Source organism: Rugamonas fusca (assembly GCF_014042365.1).
Taxonomy (GTDB): Bacteria; Pseudomonadota; Gammaproteobacteria; order Burkholderiales; family Burkholderiaceae_D; genus Rugamonas; species Rugamonas fusca.
The window spans coordinates 202,868-218,749 of record NZ_JACEZS010000009.1 but is presented as its reverse complement, the minus strand read 5'-3'; the positions used below and the strand labels follow the sequence as shown (position 1 = coordinate 218,749).

Annotated in this window: 18 protein-coding genes; 2 read left to right on the top strand and 16 right to left on the bottom strand. The window is 66.7% G+C overall.

Annotated features, from left to right (window positions below):
- Both H3H36_RS12730 and H3H36_RS12725 read right to left on the bottom strand, forming a co-directional pair.
- The coding region (locus H3H36_RS12730; protein WP_182218074.1) for a hypothetical protein at window positions 1-1,175 on the bottom strand (1,175 nt) is incomplete at its 3' end.
- A gap of 324 nt (window positions 1,176-1,499) precedes the next feature.
- A complete protein-coding gene (locus H3H36_RS12725) occupies window positions 1,500-2,888 on the bottom strand; it encodes a sigma-54 dependent transcriptional regulator (protein WP_182218071.1) in 1,389 nt (462 codons plus the stop codon).
- Between the two features lie 232 nt (window positions 2,889-3,120).
- On the opposite strand from H3H36_RS12725, the gene H3H36_RS12720 reads away from it, so the two are divergent.
- The gene (locus H3H36_RS12720; protein ID WP_182218068.1) at window positions 3,121-3,741 is read left to right on the top strand and encodes a 1-acyl-sn-glycerol-3-phosphate acyltransferase; all 621 of its coding nucleotides are present in this window, start codon (window positions 3,121-3,123) and stop codon (window positions 3,739-3,741) included.
- A 37-nt stretch (window positions 3,742-3,778) separates the two neighbouring features.
- Here the strand turns inward: H3H36_RS12720 and H3H36_RS12715 are convergent, their stop codons facing one another.
- The 9 genes from H3H36_RS12715 to H3H36_RS27335 form a co-directional block, all read right to left on the bottom strand.
- Entirely contained in the window at window positions 3,779-4,351 is a 573-nt protein-coding gene (locus tag H3H36_RS12715; RefSeq protein ID WP_182218066.1) for a HupE/UreJ family protein, read from the bottom strand.
- Window positions 4,348-4,995, bottom strand: coding sequence for an urease accessory protein UreG (ureG, locus tag H3H36_RS12710; RefSeq protein WP_182218064.1), 648 nt, complete (start codon window positions 4,993-4,995; stop codon window positions 4,348-4,350). The genes H3H36_RS12715 and ureG overlap by 4 nt, the downstream gene beginning before the upstream one ends.
- A 21-nt stretch (window positions 4,996-5,016) precedes the next feature.
- Complete coding sequence (locus H3H36_RS12705; protein WP_182218115.1) at window positions 5,017-5,697, bottom strand: urease accessory protein UreF; 681 nt, start codon at window positions 5,695-5,697, stop codon at window positions 5,017-5,019.
- Window positions 5,697-6,203: an urease accessory protein UreE gene (gene ureE / locus H3H36_RS12700; RefSeq protein WP_182218062.1), complete on the bottom strand. Its 507-nt coding sequence runs from the start codon at window positions 6,201-6,203 to the stop codon at window positions 5,697-5,699. The genes H3H36_RS12705 and ureE overlap by 1 nt, the downstream gene beginning before the upstream one ends.
- A gap of 16 nt (window positions 6,204-6,219) precedes the next feature.
- Window positions 6,220-7,920: an urease subunit alpha gene (gene ureC, locus H3H36_RS12695; protein ID WP_182218060.1), complete on the bottom strand. Its 1,701-nt coding sequence runs from the start codon at window positions 7,918-7,920 to the stop codon at window positions 6,220-6,222.
- A gap of 1 nt (window position 7,921) precedes the next feature.
- Window positions 7,922-8,248, bottom strand: a complete 327-nt coding sequence (locus tag H3H36_RS12690) for an urease subunit beta (RefSeq protein WP_182218058.1) — start codon at window positions 8,246-8,248, stop codon at window positions 7,922-7,924.
- 90 nt (window positions 8,249-8,338) lie between these two features.
- Window positions 8,339-8,641, bottom strand: coding sequence for an urease subunit gamma (locus H3H36_RS12685; RefSeq protein WP_182218056.1), 303 nt, complete (start codon window positions 8,639-8,641; stop codon window positions 8,339-8,341).
- Between the two features lie 12 nt (window positions 8,642-8,653).
- The gene (locus H3H36_RS12680) at window positions 8,654-9,505 is read right to left on the bottom strand and encodes an urease accessory protein UreD (protein ID WP_182218054.1); all 852 of its coding nucleotides are present in this window, start codon (window positions 9,503-9,505) and stop codon (window positions 8,654-8,656) included.
- Between the two features lie 172 nt (window positions 9,506-9,677).
- The gene (locus H3H36_RS27335) at window positions 9,678-11,324 is read right to left on the bottom strand and encodes a methyl-accepting chemotaxis protein (protein WP_182218052.1); all 1,647 of its coding nucleotides are present in this window, start codon (window positions 11,322-11,324) and stop codon (window positions 9,678-9,680) included.
- 244 nt (window positions 11,325-11,568) lie between these two features.
- On the opposite strand from H3H36_RS27335, the gene hpaR reads away from it, so the two are divergent.
- Window positions 11,569-12,033 (top strand): homoprotocatechuate degradation operon regulator HpaR, encoded by a 465-nt coding sequence (hpaR, locus tag H3H36_RS12670; RefSeq protein WP_182218049.1) that lies wholly within the window; start codon window positions 11,569-11,571, stop codon window positions 12,031-12,033.
- A gap of 143 nt (window positions 12,034-12,176) precedes the next feature.
- Here the strand turns inward: hpaR and H3H36_RS12665 are convergent, their stop codons facing one another.
- Genes H3H36_RS12665 through cyoC form a run of 5 tightly spaced genes read right to left on the bottom strand, consistent with a single transcriptional unit; the run spans window position 12,177 to window position 15,881 of the window.
- A complete protein-coding gene (locus tag H3H36_RS12665; protein ID WP_182218046.1) occupies window positions 12,177-12,713 on the bottom strand; it encodes a response regulator transcription factor in 537 nt (178 codons plus the stop codon).
- Window positions 12,703-14,052, bottom strand: a complete 1,350-nt coding sequence (locus tag H3H36_RS12660; protein ID WP_182218043.1) for an ATP-binding protein — start codon at window positions 14,050-14,052, stop codon at window positions 12,703-12,705. The genes H3H36_RS12665 and H3H36_RS12660 overlap by 11 nt, the downstream gene beginning before the upstream one ends.
- On the bottom strand, window positions 14,036-14,842 hold the full coding sequence (locus H3H36_RS12655; RefSeq protein ID WP_182218041.1) for an SURF1 family protein: 807 nt from the start codon (window positions 14,840-14,842) through the stop codon (window positions 14,036-14,038). Before H3H36_RS12655 ends, H3H36_RS12660 begins: the two co-directional genes overlap by 17 nt.
- Window positions 14,839-15,255: a cytochrome o ubiquinol oxidase subunit IV gene (gene cyoD, locus H3H36_RS12650; RefSeq protein WP_182218039.1), complete on the bottom strand. Its 417-nt coding sequence runs from the start codon at window positions 15,253-15,255 to the stop codon at window positions 14,839-14,841. The genes H3H36_RS12655 and cyoD overlap by 4 nt, the downstream gene beginning before the upstream one ends.
- Window positions 15,252-15,881 carry a cytochrome o ubiquinol oxidase subunit III gene (gene cyoC / locus H3H36_RS12645; protein WP_229219885.1) on the bottom strand — a complete coding sequence of 210 codons (630 nt, stop codon included), beginning with the start codon at window positions 15,879-15,881 and terminating at the stop codon, window positions 15,252-15,254. Before cyoC ends, cyoD begins: the two co-directional genes overlap by 4 nt.
- Window position 15,882 lies beyond the last annotated feature (1 nt).

Below are 15,882 nucleotides of genomic sequence, written 5' to 3'. Positions count from 1 at the left end.
CCCGCCGCACCGGCGCCGGCCGTGTTGCTGCCTGCCGTGCCGGTCGCGCCCGCGCCACCGGCGCCCCCGGCCGCGCCCGCGCCGCCCGCGCCGCCGCTGGAGGCGCCAGCGGTGCTGTTGCTGTCACCGGACGTTGCCGCGCCGCCCGTGCTGGTGCCGGTCGAGGCGCTGGCCGCCTGGCTGGGCGGTGTGCCAGGCGTCGTCTCGCCCGAGGTGCCGTGATTGTTGGTCGCGCCCGCGCCACCGGAGCTGGCAGCGCCGGCGCCCGGCATGTTGCTCGCAGTGGACGTGGCGCCGCCGGCACCGCCGCCAGCCGCACCCGCACCACCCAGGCCACCGGCGCCGCCAGCGCCACCGCTACCACCGCCGGCATTGCCCGTGCTGCCCCCCATGCCGCCACTGGCGCCCGTGGCCATGCCGGTATTGCCGCCGGCGCCGCCGGTGGAACCGCCGGCGTTGCCACCGGCGCCACCCATGGCCATGCCGCTCGCGCCACCCATGCCGCCAGCGCCGCCGCCGGCGTTGCCGGCATTGCCGCCCGCCCCGCCCGCGCCACCAGCCGCACCCGCGCCACCGGCCCCGCTGGTGGCATTGGCGGCCGCGCCGCCCGCGCCGCCCGCGCCGCCGCTGGCGCCGCCGCCATACGCATCGCCATTGGTGGCGCTGCCGTTGGTGGCCGTGCCGCCGATGCCGCCGGCCGCGCCATTGCCGCCGCCGGCACCACCACCTGCGCCGCCGGTGGCGGTGACCATGCCGCCCGTGCCCGCGCCGCCCGTGCCGCCGGCGGCGCCGCCGCCAGTGCTGTTGCCGGCGTTGCTGGCCGTGTTGCCGATGTTCTGGACGGAATTATTGCTGACCGAGCCGTTCAGGTTGCTGGTGGCCGTGGCGTTGGAATTGTTGAACGAATTGCTGAACGCGGAGCTGGCGGTCGCCCCGTTGTTGGCCGATACGGCGCCAACGGCACTGGCGGCCGCACCGCCGGAACTGTTGTTGTTATTGTTCTTGTTGCTGCTGTCATTGTTGCGGTTGCTGCTGCTGTCCTGCGAGGCGCTGGCGTTATCGTTGGCGATCGCACCTGCGCCCGATTGTGCGGTCGAAACGGTGGGCGTCGTCTGGGCATACGCGCTGACGCTGAACGCGAGCGCGATGGCCGTACTGATCAGAGTTCTTTTCATGGCGGTTTCCTGGCTTCCAAGGGTTGATCGGTAAATTGCTGGCCGGATGCATGTGCCGGCCAGGCTGTCATCGCAAGGTTGATGCCACTGGCTGCGTCGCCGCGCCAAGCCATTGAAATACAAGGAAAAGGCGTGTGGGATTGGGTCTGCAAACAGCCGCCGCGCGCGGCGCCCGCATCGGCTTTGTCTCAACCTTGTGACGGCCGCCAGCGGTCTCGGCAGCCCTGCGCGGCGGGAAGCAGGCGAGCGTGCCAACCCAGCAGGGGCCACGCGGCTGAAAAATGCCTGGTCCCAAGTCGTCACACGCCCGTGACAACGCTACGGTTAGCTGGCCCGTGACGGCGGCGTCATGCCATGCTTGGCCAGCAGCCGGTACAGGGTCATGCGCGACACGCCCAGCTCGCGCGCGGCGACGGTCATGTTGCATCCTGAGCGCGACAGCGTGGCGTCGATGGCATCGCGCTCGGCACGGCTGCGCGCATCGCCCAGCGGCGCGCCATCCGGTGGCGCAGCAGCGTCGGCCAGCCCCAGGTCGGGGCCGGAAATGAGCCGTCCCTCCGCCATCACCATGGCGCGCCGGACCCGGTTGATCAGCTCGCGCACATTGCCGGGCCAGTCATGCTCGCGCAGCAAGTGCATGGCCCGCGCGCTGAAACCGCGCAAGCGCGGCGCGCGCTCGGCCGCATACAGCTGGAAGAAGTGCTCGGCCAGCGCCGCCACGTCGTCGCGCCGTTCGCGCAGCGGCGGCACGTCCAGCGCCAGCACATTGAGGCGGTAATACAAGTCCTCGCGGAAGGCGCCCCGCTGCACGGCCTGCTGCAACTGTACGTGCGAGGCGGCGATCACGCGCGCATTGACCGCCACGCTGCGGGTGGCGCCCACGCGGCAGATCGTGCCTTCCTGGAGAAAGCGCAACAGGTTGGCCTGCAGTTCCATCGGCAAGTCCCCTATTTCGTCGAGAAACAGGGAACCGCCCTCGGCCGACTCGATCAGCCCCCGCTTGTCGCGCGCCGCGCCGGTAAACGCCCCCCGCTCATAACCGAACAGTTCCGACTGGATCAGGCTGGCCGGCATGGCACCGCAATTGACGGGCACGAACGGTCCGGCCGCACGCGCCGAGCACAAATGCACGGCCTTGGCCACCAGCTCCTTGCCGCTGCCGCTTTCGCCCCAGATGAGCACGGGCGCGCTGGCGCCCGCCACCTTGCCGATCTGGCTACGCAAGCGGACGATGGCGGCACTGTGGCCCGTCAGCGTCCCCTCCGGCGCGCAGCGGGTCCCGGCGGCGTGCTCAGGCGAACCCGGCGCACCCGCCCCGTCGCCGCCGGGCGGCCCGCCGCGCAAGGCGGCCATGCCCTGGGCATGGCCAAGTGTGTGGCACAGCCGCACCGGGTCCAGCGGCCAGGTGTGGAAGTCCCAACAATGTTCCTGCACCAGCCGCCGCCACACGGGCACACGCAGCGCCGGCGGATGGAACACGGCGACCCACACCATATACCAATGCTCGCGCAGGAAGGCGTCTAGCGCGTCCTCGCCGCCGGGTGCATCATCGAACAGCAGCAATCCGACCGCGGCGGGGCGCAGGCGCAAGGCGCGGCGCGCTTCACTCAACCCGGCCACGGGACACAGTGTCCAGCCGGACAACGCGTCCGCCGCCGCGTCCAGCTGGCCCCGGTCGCCGATGGCCAGGCATAAGATGGGAATCGTATTCATGTGCCACCCGTTCAGGAGCTCGCGCCGCACGGATCGCCCGGCGTAACTTGTTTTGACCGGGAAGGCGTCCTATTGTTCCCTTGATAAGCCGGGCTCGACGGCTCACGAGCGTCGAACAGCTTGCCGCCCCGGCCGCGCCCGGATAGAATGCGGGCGGATTTTTTGACTAGCGATATGCCAGCCTGTCAATAGTGAAAATAAAACAAATTATAAGAACGACGGGGTGATGAGCATGACCGACTATCTGTTGCGGCCGAGTGATCTGCCCACCTGGCGCCAGCGTACGTCGCTGCGCCTGCTGGGCCTGTTTGGCTGGCGCATGTTATACCGGCCACTGCCGGGGCCACGCGGCATCGCCGTGATCTATCCCCACACATCGAACTGGGATTTCCCGATCGGCCTGCTGGGCAAGTGGGCGCTCGACCTGCCGTTCCGCTGGCTGGCCAAGGATACGCTGTTCAAGTCGCCGCTGGGCAAATGGTTCCGCTGGCTGGGCGGCGAGCCGGTGGAACGGGGCACGCCCAGCGGCACCATCAAATCGCAGGCGGCGCGCATGCACGCGACCGACTGGTACTGGGTGGGCATTACGCCGGAAGCGACGCGCAGCTACCGTCCCAACTGGAAAAGCGGCTTTTATCACCTGGCGCTGGAGGCCAAGGTGCCGCTGGCCCTGGTCTACATCGATTACCCGAACAAGACGCTGGGCCTGGTGGACCATGTGCACCTGACCGGCGACGAGGCCACCGACATGGCCGCCATCCGCGCCGGCTACGAAGGCCATCTGGGCCTGTACCCGGAAAAGGCGGCGCCCATCGTGCTGTCCGAACGCCGCCAGGAGCCGCGCGAGAAATAAGGAACCGCGAGGAACCGCGAGGAACCACGCGGCAGGTTCAGGCGAGGTTGGACGCGGCCGCGGCGGCCGCCAGCATCACCCCGGCCGCGGCGATCATCGCCCCGGCCAGCTTGAGTAGCAGCGCCGGACTCACGCGGCCCAGCAGCCGGCCCGTCTCGAGCAGCAGCGCGCTGCCCACCAGCAGGCCCATGGCGCTGGCCACCTCCGGCATCTCGTGCCCATGCGCGTTGCCATGCAAGATGGCGAATGCCGCCAGCATCAGCGCACCGATGGCGGCAGGCAGACGGGCCGCCACGAAGATCAGCACCCCCATCACCGCCACCGACAGCGCGATGCCGGTTTCCAGTTCGGGAATCACCAGCCCCGCCACGCCCGTCACCACCCCCACGAACAGCATCGCCAGGAAGGCCAGCGGCAGCGCGCGCGCATGCGGCTGGCGCACGCTCCAGATGCCGACGGCCAGCATGGCCAGCACGTGGTCCAGTCCCGTGAACGGATGGATGAAACCGGCCGCGAAGCCGTGCGCATGGGCGCCGGCGGCGGGATGGGCCAGCGCCGGCACGCAGGCCAGCGCCAGCGCGCCGGCCAATAGTGGCTTGAGGTTCTTCATGTCAGCTCCTTTGCGATGTGATGATCTGGTCCCAGCAATCCCTGCTCGCGAATGAAGTCGATGACGGCGGCCACGCCTTCGCCGCTGCGCAGGTTGGTGAACAGGAAGGGGCGCGCGCCGCGCATGCGTTTGGCGTCCTGCGCCATGACGTCCAGGTTGGCGCCCACGTAGGGCGCCAGGTCCGTCTTGTTGATGATGAGCAGATCGGAACGGGTGATGCCGGGGCCGCCCTTGCGCGGAATCTTCTCGCCGCCGGCCACGTCGATCACGTAGATGGTCAGGTCGGACAGCTCGGGGCTGAAGGTGGCGGCCAGGTTGTCGCCGCCCGACTCCACCAGGATCAGGTCCAGGTCGGGAAAGTCGGCCTGCATGCGCGCGATCGCCTCCAGGTTGATGGAAGCGTCCTCGCGGATGGCCGTGTGCGGGCAGCCGCCCGTCTCCACGCCCATCAGCCGCTCGGCCGGCAGCGCGTCGGCGCGCAGCAGGATCTCCATGTCTTCCTTGGTGTAGATGTCGTTGGTGATGACGGCCATGTCGTACTGGTCGCGCATGCCCTTGCACAGCATTTCGCACAGCGCCGTCTTGCCCGAACCTACGGGGCCGCCTATGCCCACGCGCAGCGGGTTGGAAGTGATGGTTGTCATGTCGGTTCTCTCTTTCACAAATCAGGATCGGTACAGCCGGCTGTACTGCGCCTCGTGCCGCATCGACAGCAGCGACAGGCCGGGCGCCCAGTTGCCCAGGTCTTCGTCGGCCACGGTTCGCGCGTGCTGCGCGGCCGCCTCCAGTTCAGGACGCAGCGACAGCAGCATGCGCTGCCCCGCCACCTGCCCCAGCGGCACCGACTTCACGCACACCAGCACCTGGTTCTCGGCCCAGGCGAACAGCATGGCTTGCAGCGCTGCCTCATGCGGCAGGTCCAGCGCGGCCACGGCGCAAGCGTAGGCCGATGGCAGCGGCACTTCGGGCATGCGGCGCAGCAGCGCCAGCAAGTCTGCGTCCGCGATCTCCAGTTGCCCGATCAGCTGGGCCAGTGAATAGCCCATCTGGATGGTCTCGGCGCGGAATTCGGCGCTGTCGCGCGAGGCGATGAAGCGCTCCGTCCATTCGGCCACGGCCTGACCATCGCGCCGCGCGTAGGCCTGCATCAAGCGCCAGCACACGGGCGCCTCCCACTGCGCCATCACCTCGTGCAGATGGCGCGCGATCCACGCGCGCGCGGACGCGGCGTCGCGCACCATGCCGCTTTCCAGCGCCGCCTCCAACCCCTGCGAATAGCTGTAGGCGCCGATCGGCAAGGCCGGACTGGCGAACTGCAGCAAGTGCAACAGGGCGGACGCGGAGATCATGCCGGGTCACCCGGCCGGTGTATCTTCTGGCGCAGCGGCACGGGCGCCAGCGGATGATGATCGTGGTGGCCATGGCCGCCGCCGTAGGCGCCGGACTCCGGCTCGAACGCCGCCATCTGCTCCTCCACTTGCGCGCCCAGGCCGGCCAGCATCTCCTTCAACACGGCGTCGGCGCGGATGCGCAGGAAACCGTCGCCCACCTGGGCCTGCGTGTGCCGGTTCCCCAGGTGGAAGGCGCAGCGCAGCAGCGCTTGCGCGTCGGCGCAGGTGACCTTGTAGGTCGGTTCGGCGGCGGCCACCACCTGCACCACGCGCGCGTCCTCGCCCGTGAGCAGGTCGCCGTCGCGCAGCACGGTGCCGCGCACGGTGTACACGGCCACGTCCTCGCCCGTGCTCAGCGTGGCGCGCAGGCGGCATTTCTCGCGCAATTCATACGGCAGTATCAACCGGGCGGCGATGTCGCCGGTACTGGCCTTGGGCAGCTTGGTATGCAATGTCAGCATGGGTTCCTCGACGGGTTCAGAACAGGAAGTAGCGCTGCGCCATCGGCAGCACGGCCGCCGCCTCGCACACCAGCAGCTGGCCGTCGGCGCGCACTTCATAGGTTTCGGGATCGACTTCCATCACCGGCGTGGCGCCGTTGTGGATCATGTCGGCCTTGCGCAGCGCGCGCATGTTCTTCGCCACGATCAGCGTCTTGTTCAATTTGAGCTGCTCGCCTATGCCCGCGTCGAACGCGGCCTGCGAGACAAACGTGAACGACTTTTTCAAGCCGCCGCCAAAGGCGCCGAACATCATCCGGTAGTGCACGGGCTGCGGTGTGGGGATGGAGGCGTTGGGGTCGCCCATCTGCGCCGCGGCGATCATGCCGCCCTTGAGGATCAGCGACGGCTTGACGCCGAAGAAGGCCGGCTTCCACAGCACCAGGTCGGCGATCTTGCCAACCTCCAGCGAACCGACGGCGTGCGCGATGCCGTGCGTGATGGCCGGATTGATGGTGTACTTGGCCACGTAGCGCTTGACGCGGAAGTTGTCGTTGCGCGCAGTGTCGGGCGCCAGCGGGCCGCGCTGCACTTTCATCTTGTGGGCCGTCTGCCAGGTGCGCATGATGACTTCGCCCACCCGGCCCATCGCTTGCGAGTCCGATGACATCATGGAGATCGCCCCCAGGTCGTGCAGGATATCCTCTGCCGCGATGGTTTCGCGCCGGATGCGCGACTCGGCGAAGGCCACGTCCTCGGCGATGGCCGCGTCCAGGTGGTGGCATACCATCAGCATGTCCAGGTGCTCGTCCAGCGTGTTGACGGTGAACGGGCGGGTGGGATTGGTGGACGATGGCAGCACATTGCCCTGCCCCACGGCCGCGATGATGTCGGGCGCATGGCCGCCTCCCGCCCCTTCCGTGTGGAAGGTGTGGATGGTGCGGTCCTTGAACGCGGCCAGCGTGTGCTCCAGGAAGCCGCCCTCGTTGAGCGTGTCGCTGTGGATGGCCACCTGCACGTCCATGCGCTCGGCCACGGACAGGCAGTTGTCGATGGCGGCCGGCGTACTGCCCCAGTCCTCGTGCAATTTGAGGCCGATGGCGCCGGCCAGTACCTGCTCCTCCAGCGGCGCGGGCAAGCTCACGTTGCCCTTGCCGAGAAAGCCCAGGTTCATGGGGAAGGCGTCGGCCGCGCCCAGCATGGCGTGCAAATGCCACGGGCCCGGCGTGCAGGTGGTGGCCGAGGTGCCGGCCGCCGGGCCGGTGCCGCCGCCTATCATGGTCGTCACGCCGCTCATCAGCGCTTCCTCGATCTGCTGCGGGCAGATGAAGTGGATATGGGTATCGACCCCGCCGGCCGTGACGATCATGGCTTCGCCCGCGATGATCTCGGTGGCGCCGCCGATGGCCATCGTCACGTTGGGCTGGATGTCGGGGTTGCCGGACTTGCCGATGGCGGCGATCAGGCCATCCTTCAGGCCGATGTCCGCCTTCACGATGCCCCAGTGGTCGACGATGACGGCGTTGGTGATGACGGTGTCCATCACCTGCGCATGGACGCGCTGCGACTGGCCCATGCCGTCGCGGATCACCTTGCCGCCGCCGAATTTCACTTCCTCGCCATAGGTGGCGTAATCATGCTCGATCTCGATGAACAATTCGGTGTCGGCCAGCCGGATACGGTCCCCCTTGGTCGGGCCGAACATCTCGGCGTAAGCCTGGCGCGAAATGGTCGCCATGTCAGCTCCTGGGTGGTTTGGATTTCAGTTTGCCCTGCACCGCGCCGTTGAAGCCGTAGACCTCCAGGTCGCCGGCCAGTTTGACCAATTCGACGGTGCGCTGCTGGCCCGGTTCAAAACGGACGGCGGTGCCGGCCGCGATATTGAGCCGCATGCCATAGGCCTTCCAGCGCTCGAACGCGAGCGCGGGATTGACCTCGAAAAAATGGAAGTGCGAACCGACCTGGATCGGCCGGTCGCCGCGGTTCTGGACCACCACGGTGGCCGTCTCGCGTCCCACATTCAAATCGATTGCGCCCTCTTCGAGCAGATATTCGCCTGGGATCATGAAGGGCTCCTTAAAAATACAAAAAAATTGCGCATCGGCGGCCGGATGGGGCACGCGCGCGCGGGGAATGCGCCGAGATCGTCGGCGCACTCACGGAATCGGGTGATGCACGGTCACCAGCTTGCTCCCGTCCGGGAACGTGGCCTCGACCTGGATATCGGGGATCATCTCGGGCACGCCCTCCATGACATCGGCGCGGGTGAGGATCCTGGCGCCGTCCGCCATCAGCTGGGCCACGGTCTTGCCATCGCGCGCGCCTTCCATGATGGCGCAGGTGATCAAGGCGATGGCCTCCGGATAATTGAGCTTCAGGCCGCGCGCCAGGCGGCGCTCGGCCAGCAGGCCGGCCGTGAAGATCAGCAGTTTGTCTTTTTCGCGTGGGGTCAGGTCCATGACGGCTCCAGTTCAGGTTTGCCAGATGCGCGGCGTGATGGCCTCGCGTCCCAGCAGATGGGGGCGCACGCGGCGCCACACGGCGAGCATGGTGCGTCGCGCGATCTCGCTGTCGTCGCCGAGGTGGCGGGCCACCAGCAGGCCCTTAGCTTGGGTGATGCCGAAATGCGGGTCGTCGCCCAATTCGGCGCGCAGCTCCGTCAGCACGGATGCGGGCAGCGGTGGACCGATGGCAATCAGCGTGGCGCAGACGGTGTGGCTGTTGAGCGTGAGCGGGCTGTCGAGCCGGCCGCCGTTCAAAGCGCCCTGCTCCCACCAGATCAATTTGTCGTCGCGGCGTATCCGGGTGCGCTGCGCCACGCGGCCGGTGGCGAACGTTTCGCCCGATGCGCGCCGCCCCATGCACAGGATTTCGCAGCCGATGTAGCAGGCGTCGGCCGCCAGGGTGATGGTTTGATCGAGCGCCACGTCGGCCTGGTCGAAGAAGATGGCTTCCTGCGGCAGCCATTCGAGCGCTGCGCCCGGTCCCACGTCCAGCCGCACCTGCTGGGCCGAGCGCTTGCCGTTGGCCTTGTACCACTTGGCCGCGCCGGGTGTGGTAAGCAAGGCACGTGCATGCGCGCCCACGGTGGCGGCGATGGAGAGCTGGTCGCCCCCGACCACGCCGCCCGGTGGATGGACGATGATGGCGTGACACACGGCGCCGCCTTCCGGGTACAGCGGCTTTTGCACCCGCAGCGGACCGCAGTGCGTGTTGTCGATCAGGCGGGTGGTGCCGGCATCGTCGGCAAATCCGAGCGCGAGACTGGCCTGCCAGGCGCTGTGGCTGGCGGCCAGTCCGGTCGGTGCGATGCAATCAGGCATGGTGGGGCAATCAAAAGTGACGACCCTTACTGATGAGCAATATGCGTGCCAGCGTTTATGTTCCGTTAACCATGCATTTAGTTAACTTTCCGCACTAGCTTGGTTATTTTGCACCAATTCCGTGCGGGGCGGGTATCGCCGGGGGACCACAGGCCCCGCGCGCGGCGCCTGTCTATGCGACTGCCTCCGTCGGTTCCGGCAACGGCACCGGCCGGCCAGCCGCCGGCGCCAGCCGCGCGCGCGTGGCCAGCTGCACGGGCGCCGCCGGCGCTGGCCCGGCCAGCTTGAACACGCTGACCATCTGCGCCAGGTGGGCCGCCTGCTGCCGCAGCGCATCCGCGGCCGCGGCGGCCTGCTCGACCAGCGCCGCATTCTGCTGCGTCACCTGGTCCATCTCGCTGATGGCCTGATGCACCTGGCCTATACCCAGACTCTGCTCATGGCTGGCCGCGCCGATCTCCCCCATGATATCGGCGACGCGCTTGACGCTGTCGACGACGTCGGCCATGGTGCTGCCGGCCCGGTCCACCAGCTTGCCACCGGCGTTCACCTGCTGCACCGAATCGTCGATCAGCACCTTGATTTCCTTGGCCGCCGTGGCGGAGCGTTGCGCCAGGTTGCGCACTTCGCCGGCAACCACCGCGAAGCCGCGTCCCTGCTCGCCGGCGCGGGCCGCCTCCACCGCCGCATTCAAGGCCAGGATATTGGTCTGGAACGCAATGCCGTCGATCACGCTGATGATGTCGACGATGTTATTGGACGCGGTGTGGATGGCCGCCATGGTATCGACCACCTGGCTCACCACCGCGCCACCCTGCACGGCGACGGCCGAGGCCGAAGCGGCCAGTTCATTGGCCAGCCGCGCGTTGTCCGTGTTCTGGTGCACGGTGGCCGTCAGTTCCTCCATCGACGACGCCGTTTCCTCCAGCGAACTGGCCTGATGCTCGGTGCGGGCGGACAAGTCCTGGTTGCCCTCTGCGATCTCAGCCGTGGCCGCCGCGATCGCCTCGGTACCGTGGCGCACCTCGCCGACCAGCCGTGTCAGGCTGGCGTTCATGTCGTGCAGCGCCTGCATCAGCTGCCCCGTTTCATCGCGCGAATGCACTTCGATGCGGCTGCTCAGGTCCCCGGACGCCACCGTGCGGGCGATCTCCACGGCCCGTTGCAGCGGCCTGGTGATGCTGTTGCTGACCAGGTAGCCAAAGCCGGCGGCCAGCACCATCGCCAGCCCGGCCAGCGTCAGCATGATCGTCGCACCACTGCTGTATTCGCGTGCCACCTCGGCGCCGCCCTTTTCCATCAGCTCGCCACCGAGCTTGATGAGGCGCTCGACCTGGCTGAAGTACTGTTTCTGCTTGCTGAGCAAATCACCGCGCAAGGTCGCGGCAGCCTGTTCCTTGTTACCGGCCGCGACCTGTTGTAAAAACGCATCCTGGCTGACGCGGTAGTCGGCGCGCGCCTGCACCAGTTGGGCAAAAATTTCCCGTCCTTTGGGCGTGGACAGCAGTTTGTCCAGCAAGGCGATATCGGCGCTGACCGCGACCCGGATCGCCTCGATGGAAGCCAGGTCTTGCTTGATTTGCGCTGGATCGTCCGTCAGCAATAACTCACGCAAGGTGATCGCGCTGCCGCTAATGCCCTGCAATATCCTGTTGGCGATGGCGACCTTGGGGTAGCGGTCCTTGACGATCAGTTCCGTGCTCTGGTTCAGCGCGCCCAGCCGCGTCACCCCCAGCGCCGTCACGCCAGCCAGCAGCAGGATCAAACCAAAAAAGCCGATGGACAAGCGGGTGCCCACTTTGAAGTTACTTAGCAACATATTTTCTACTCGATCATTTCTTGAAGGTGCCAAAGAGGCATGAACAGGTGCGAACAGGTGCCGGAGCAGGGATGGCGCGCGTCACGCTGAGTTGGACGCATCCATACAGGACGGTCACGGAGGCAACGGAGGAATAGCGTCAGCAGCCTCACGAACCGCTAACATATTAGTGATTACAGCATGTTACTTGCCCTCAGTCAACTGATATACTTGAGCAAAACATTCAACATTACATGGAACACCGATGAATAACCCGATCCCGTTTCGCGATTTGCCTCAGCTCATCGGACGGACCAGGGAAAGCCTGATGCAGTATTTCCGGCCGCTGTTGCACCAATTCGGCATCTCGGAACAACAGTGGCGCATCCTGCGCGGACTGGCCGAACATGGCGAGCTGGAGCCGCGGGAACTATGTCAGCAATGTGGCATGCTCAGCGCCAGCATGGCCGGCGTGCTGGCCCGCATGGAAAAAAGCGGACTGGTGGTGCGCCGGCCCGTTGCCGGCGACAAGCGCCGCGTCATGGTCGGGCTGGCTGCCCACGGAAGCGAGGTGGTGAAACAGATGCTGCCGCTGGTGATGCGGCAGTACGAGCACATCGAGGAGGCATTTGGCGCGCAACGGTTCCAGGCGCTGGTTGATCTGTGCGAAGCATTCGTCGAACTGGACGCGAAAGTCGGTGTCAGGTCTGTCATTCGGACTCAGAGATAAAACCCTTGAGTTCAATCAACCGGTACAGAGGTCGCATATGGTAAGCGGTCACTCGTTGTGGTCGCTATAACAGTCTAGAAGGTGCGCCTTGAGAAAACGCAAAAGAGCACGGCGAATGTCCGAATGACAGACCTGACACCGAATTATTTCACCCGCTGCTTTTCCAGCTTGCGCGCCAGCGTGCGGCGGTGCATGCCCAGCCGGCGGGCCGTTTCCGAAATGTTGAAATCCGTCTCGGCCAGCACGGCGTGGATGCGTTCCCACTCCAGCGTCTTGATCGAGGTCGAGCGCGCCGTCACTTCGATCTCCGCGCTGCCGGCCACGTGGCCGAACGCCGCTTCAATGTCGTCCGTGTTCGATGGCTTGGCCAGGTATTGGCAGGCGCCCAGCTTGATCGCTTCGACCGCCGTGTTGATGCTGGCGAAGCCCGTCAGCACGACGATCAGCATGTCTTCATCATGCTGGTGCAGCATCTGCACGCAGGCCAGACCCGATGAATTGCCCTTCAGCTTGAGGTCGACCACGGCGTAGCCAGGGTTGTGCCGTTCCAGCAGCGCCGCCGCTTCTTCCTGGTTGGCCGCCAGCAGCACCGTGTACTCGCGCCGCTCGAACGAGCGGCTCAGGGTGCGCGCGAACGCGGCGTCGTCTTCGATGATCAGTAACAGTCGTTCATTCGGCATCTGCCGACTCCTCTTCCAACACCAGCGCGGCCAGCGGCAGCCGCATTTGCACCGACGCGCCACCTTGCGGCCGGTTGCGCGCTTCGACCGTGCCGCCCAGCGTGCGCGCCACGTTTACGGACAGGAACAAGCCCAGCCCCCCACCCGGCCGGCCCTTGCTCGAATTGTAGGGCTTGCCGAACTGGGCCAGGATCTCGGGCGCGAAGCCCGGTCCGCTGTCGGAGACGGACATGACCAGCATGTCGTCCTCGCGCGTGGCCACGAAACTGAGCCACTCGGGCGACGCTTCCAGCGCGTTGTCGAGCACGTTGCAGATCATCTGCTTGAGGGCCGAGTCAAACACCACCGGCAAGTCCTCGCCGATGCGATTGTAATAGTCGAACGCGGCGACCGGACGGCTGGCGCGCCATTCGGCTGTCAGCTGGTCGAGGAAGGTGTGGATGGTGGTGCGCACGGACGACTCGCCGCGCGCTTCGCCGGCCGACAGCAGGATGCCGCTGACGATGGCTTTGCAGCGCTGGAGCTGGGTCTGCATTTCCGTGATGTCGTCCAGCAGGTCGGGATTCTTGCTGACGGCGGGCATGCGGCGCCAGTCACCGAGGATCACCGACAGCGTGGCCAGCGGCGTGCCCAGTTCGTGCGCAGCGCCCGAGGCGAGCAGGCCCATGCGCACGATGTGCTCTTCCTCGGCGGCGCGCTGGCGCAGCGCGGCCAGCTTGGCGTCGCCGGCGCGCAGGTTGTTGGTGATGCGGCGGATGAAGAACACCAGCAGCGCCGCGTCCAGCGCGAAGCACAGCAGCAGCCCTTGCACGTACAGGCTGAAGATGCCGCGGCTGTGATCGAGCTGCAGCGGCAGCGGCTTGGCGAACAGGGCCAGCCCGGCCAGGCACACGCAGGTGGCCAGCACGATGCTCCACGTGGCCCAGCCGCGCAGCAGCACGGCGCTCAGGATCACTTGCAGCAAATAGAGGAAGGCGAAGGGATTGTTGGTGCCGCCGCTCAGGTAGAGCTGGGCCGTGAGGCTGATCACGTCCACCAGCAAGGACAGGAACAGTTCGCTGTTCGTCACTTCCTGCTGTTCGCTCCAGCGCAAGTGGCTGGCCACGTTGAAGCCGACCAGGCAGGCCACCACTTCGAGCATGTAGGGCAACGGCAGCTGCACGCCAAAGACGATGGCGGCGATGACGATGGTCGTCACCTGCCCCGCCACGGCGATCCAGCGCAGCTGGATCAGCAACAGCATGTTCTTGTGTCCGGGCGCGCGGCCACCGCTCACGGCGGCGTTCCAGCGCTCGGTCAAGCCGGTGTCCCTGGCTTGGCCTTCATTGTGTTTCTCCATCACGGCGTTTCCATTTGTCTCGCGTCAGCAACAGGCAGGCGCCGGCCGCCATCAGGGCCAGCGCGAACCAGGTGAGAGCATAAACCAAATGGTTGTTCCGGAAGGAAATCACGGTCAGCCCGCCCACGGGATGCTCGCCATCGGGCGACGCTGCGCCTGCGCCTGGCCCGGCCTCGGCATCGACGAAATACGGGGCCACCCGGCGCAGACGGTGCGCGCCGGCGATGGCCGCCACGTCGCGCGAGTACCAGCGGCTGGAAGCGACGTCATTGTAGCGCAACACGCTGCCACGCGGCTCGCTCAGCCGCAGCAGGCCGGTGACGGTCGCCTCGGCGGGGCCGCCGGCGGCGTGTGGCTGGCAGCTGTCAGGCAGCGCGCGCACGGGTGCGGCGGGCGTATAGTCGCCGGGACGGGCGGGCACGAAGCCGCGATTGATCAGTAAGACAGTGCCATCGGGACGGCACAGGGGGGTGAGCAGCCAGAAACCACTGCCCTGCTCGGTGGAAGCTTGTACGCGGGTGGAATAGTTGGGCAGCCAGGTGCCGGCCGCCGTGATGCGCAGGTATTCGTCCCCGGTGACCGACAGGTGCGGCCACAGGGACGGGCCGGGCGCGGGCACCGGCGCGGCATGCACGCGCTGGCTGACCCGTTCGATGAGGTCCAGCTTCCATTGCAGGCGCCACAACTGCCAGCAGCCCAGCGCCAGGAAGCCGGCGCACATCAGCGCGGCGCCGGCCAGCCATGCGAGGCGCATGGCGGGCCGGCGCCGCCGTCCGGCCGTTTCCATCATGGCATGTCGCGCATTTTCTGCACGACCGTGCCCACGTCCTGGGCCATGCCAGGCATCATGTTGTGGTTCAGGTGGTACATGACCCAGATCGAACCGCTCAGCATGACCACCAGCAGCATGGTCGTAAACAGCAGCGCCAGCATGTTCCAGCCGCCTTCCGCTTTCGCGTTCATGTGCAGGAAGTAGACCATGTGGACGACGATCTGCACCGCCGCGATGGCCAGGATGACGAAGGCCGTGGTGCTCGACTTGTCGAACACCTTGTGCATCACCATCCAGAACGGGATGGCCGTCAGGATCACGGACAGGATGAAACCGATCACGTAAGTCTTCAGGCTGCCGTGGTTGGCGTGGTCATCGTGGCCGTGGTGGCCGTGGCCATGGTCGTGGCCGTGGTGATTGTGGTCGCTCATGGCAGCACTCCCATCAGGTAGACAAAGGTAAATACGCCGATCCAGACCACGTCCAGGAAGTGCCAGAACATCGACAGGCACATCAGGCGGCGGCCATTCTCAGGCGTCAGGCCGTGCTTGACGACCTGGAACATCAGCGTGACCAGCCACACGATACCGAACGTCACGTGCAGGCCGTGGGTGCCGACCAGCGCGAAGAACGAGGTCAGGAAACCGCTGCGCTGCGGACCGGCGCCTTCGGCGATCAGGTGCGCGAACTCTTGCAGTTCCAGGGTCAGGAAGCAGGCACCGAGCACGCCGGTGATGGCCAGCCACACCAGGGTGGCGCCCTTTTGCTTCTTGGCCATGGTCAGCATGGCGAAGCCGTAGGTGATCGACGACAGCAGCAGGAACGCCGTGTTCAGCGCCACCACGGGCAGTTCGAAGATCTCGGCGCCCGACGGGCCGCCCGCGTAGTTGCGGCCCAGCACAGCGTAGGCGGCGAACAGGCAGGCGAAGATCAGGCAATCGCTCATCAGGTAGATCCAGAAACCGAGCAGCGTGCCGTTTTCCGGGTGGTGCTCGAGCACGTGGTAACGCGTGCTCGGGTCGGCGCTCATGGCGCCGGCAGGGATATTAGCGTTCATC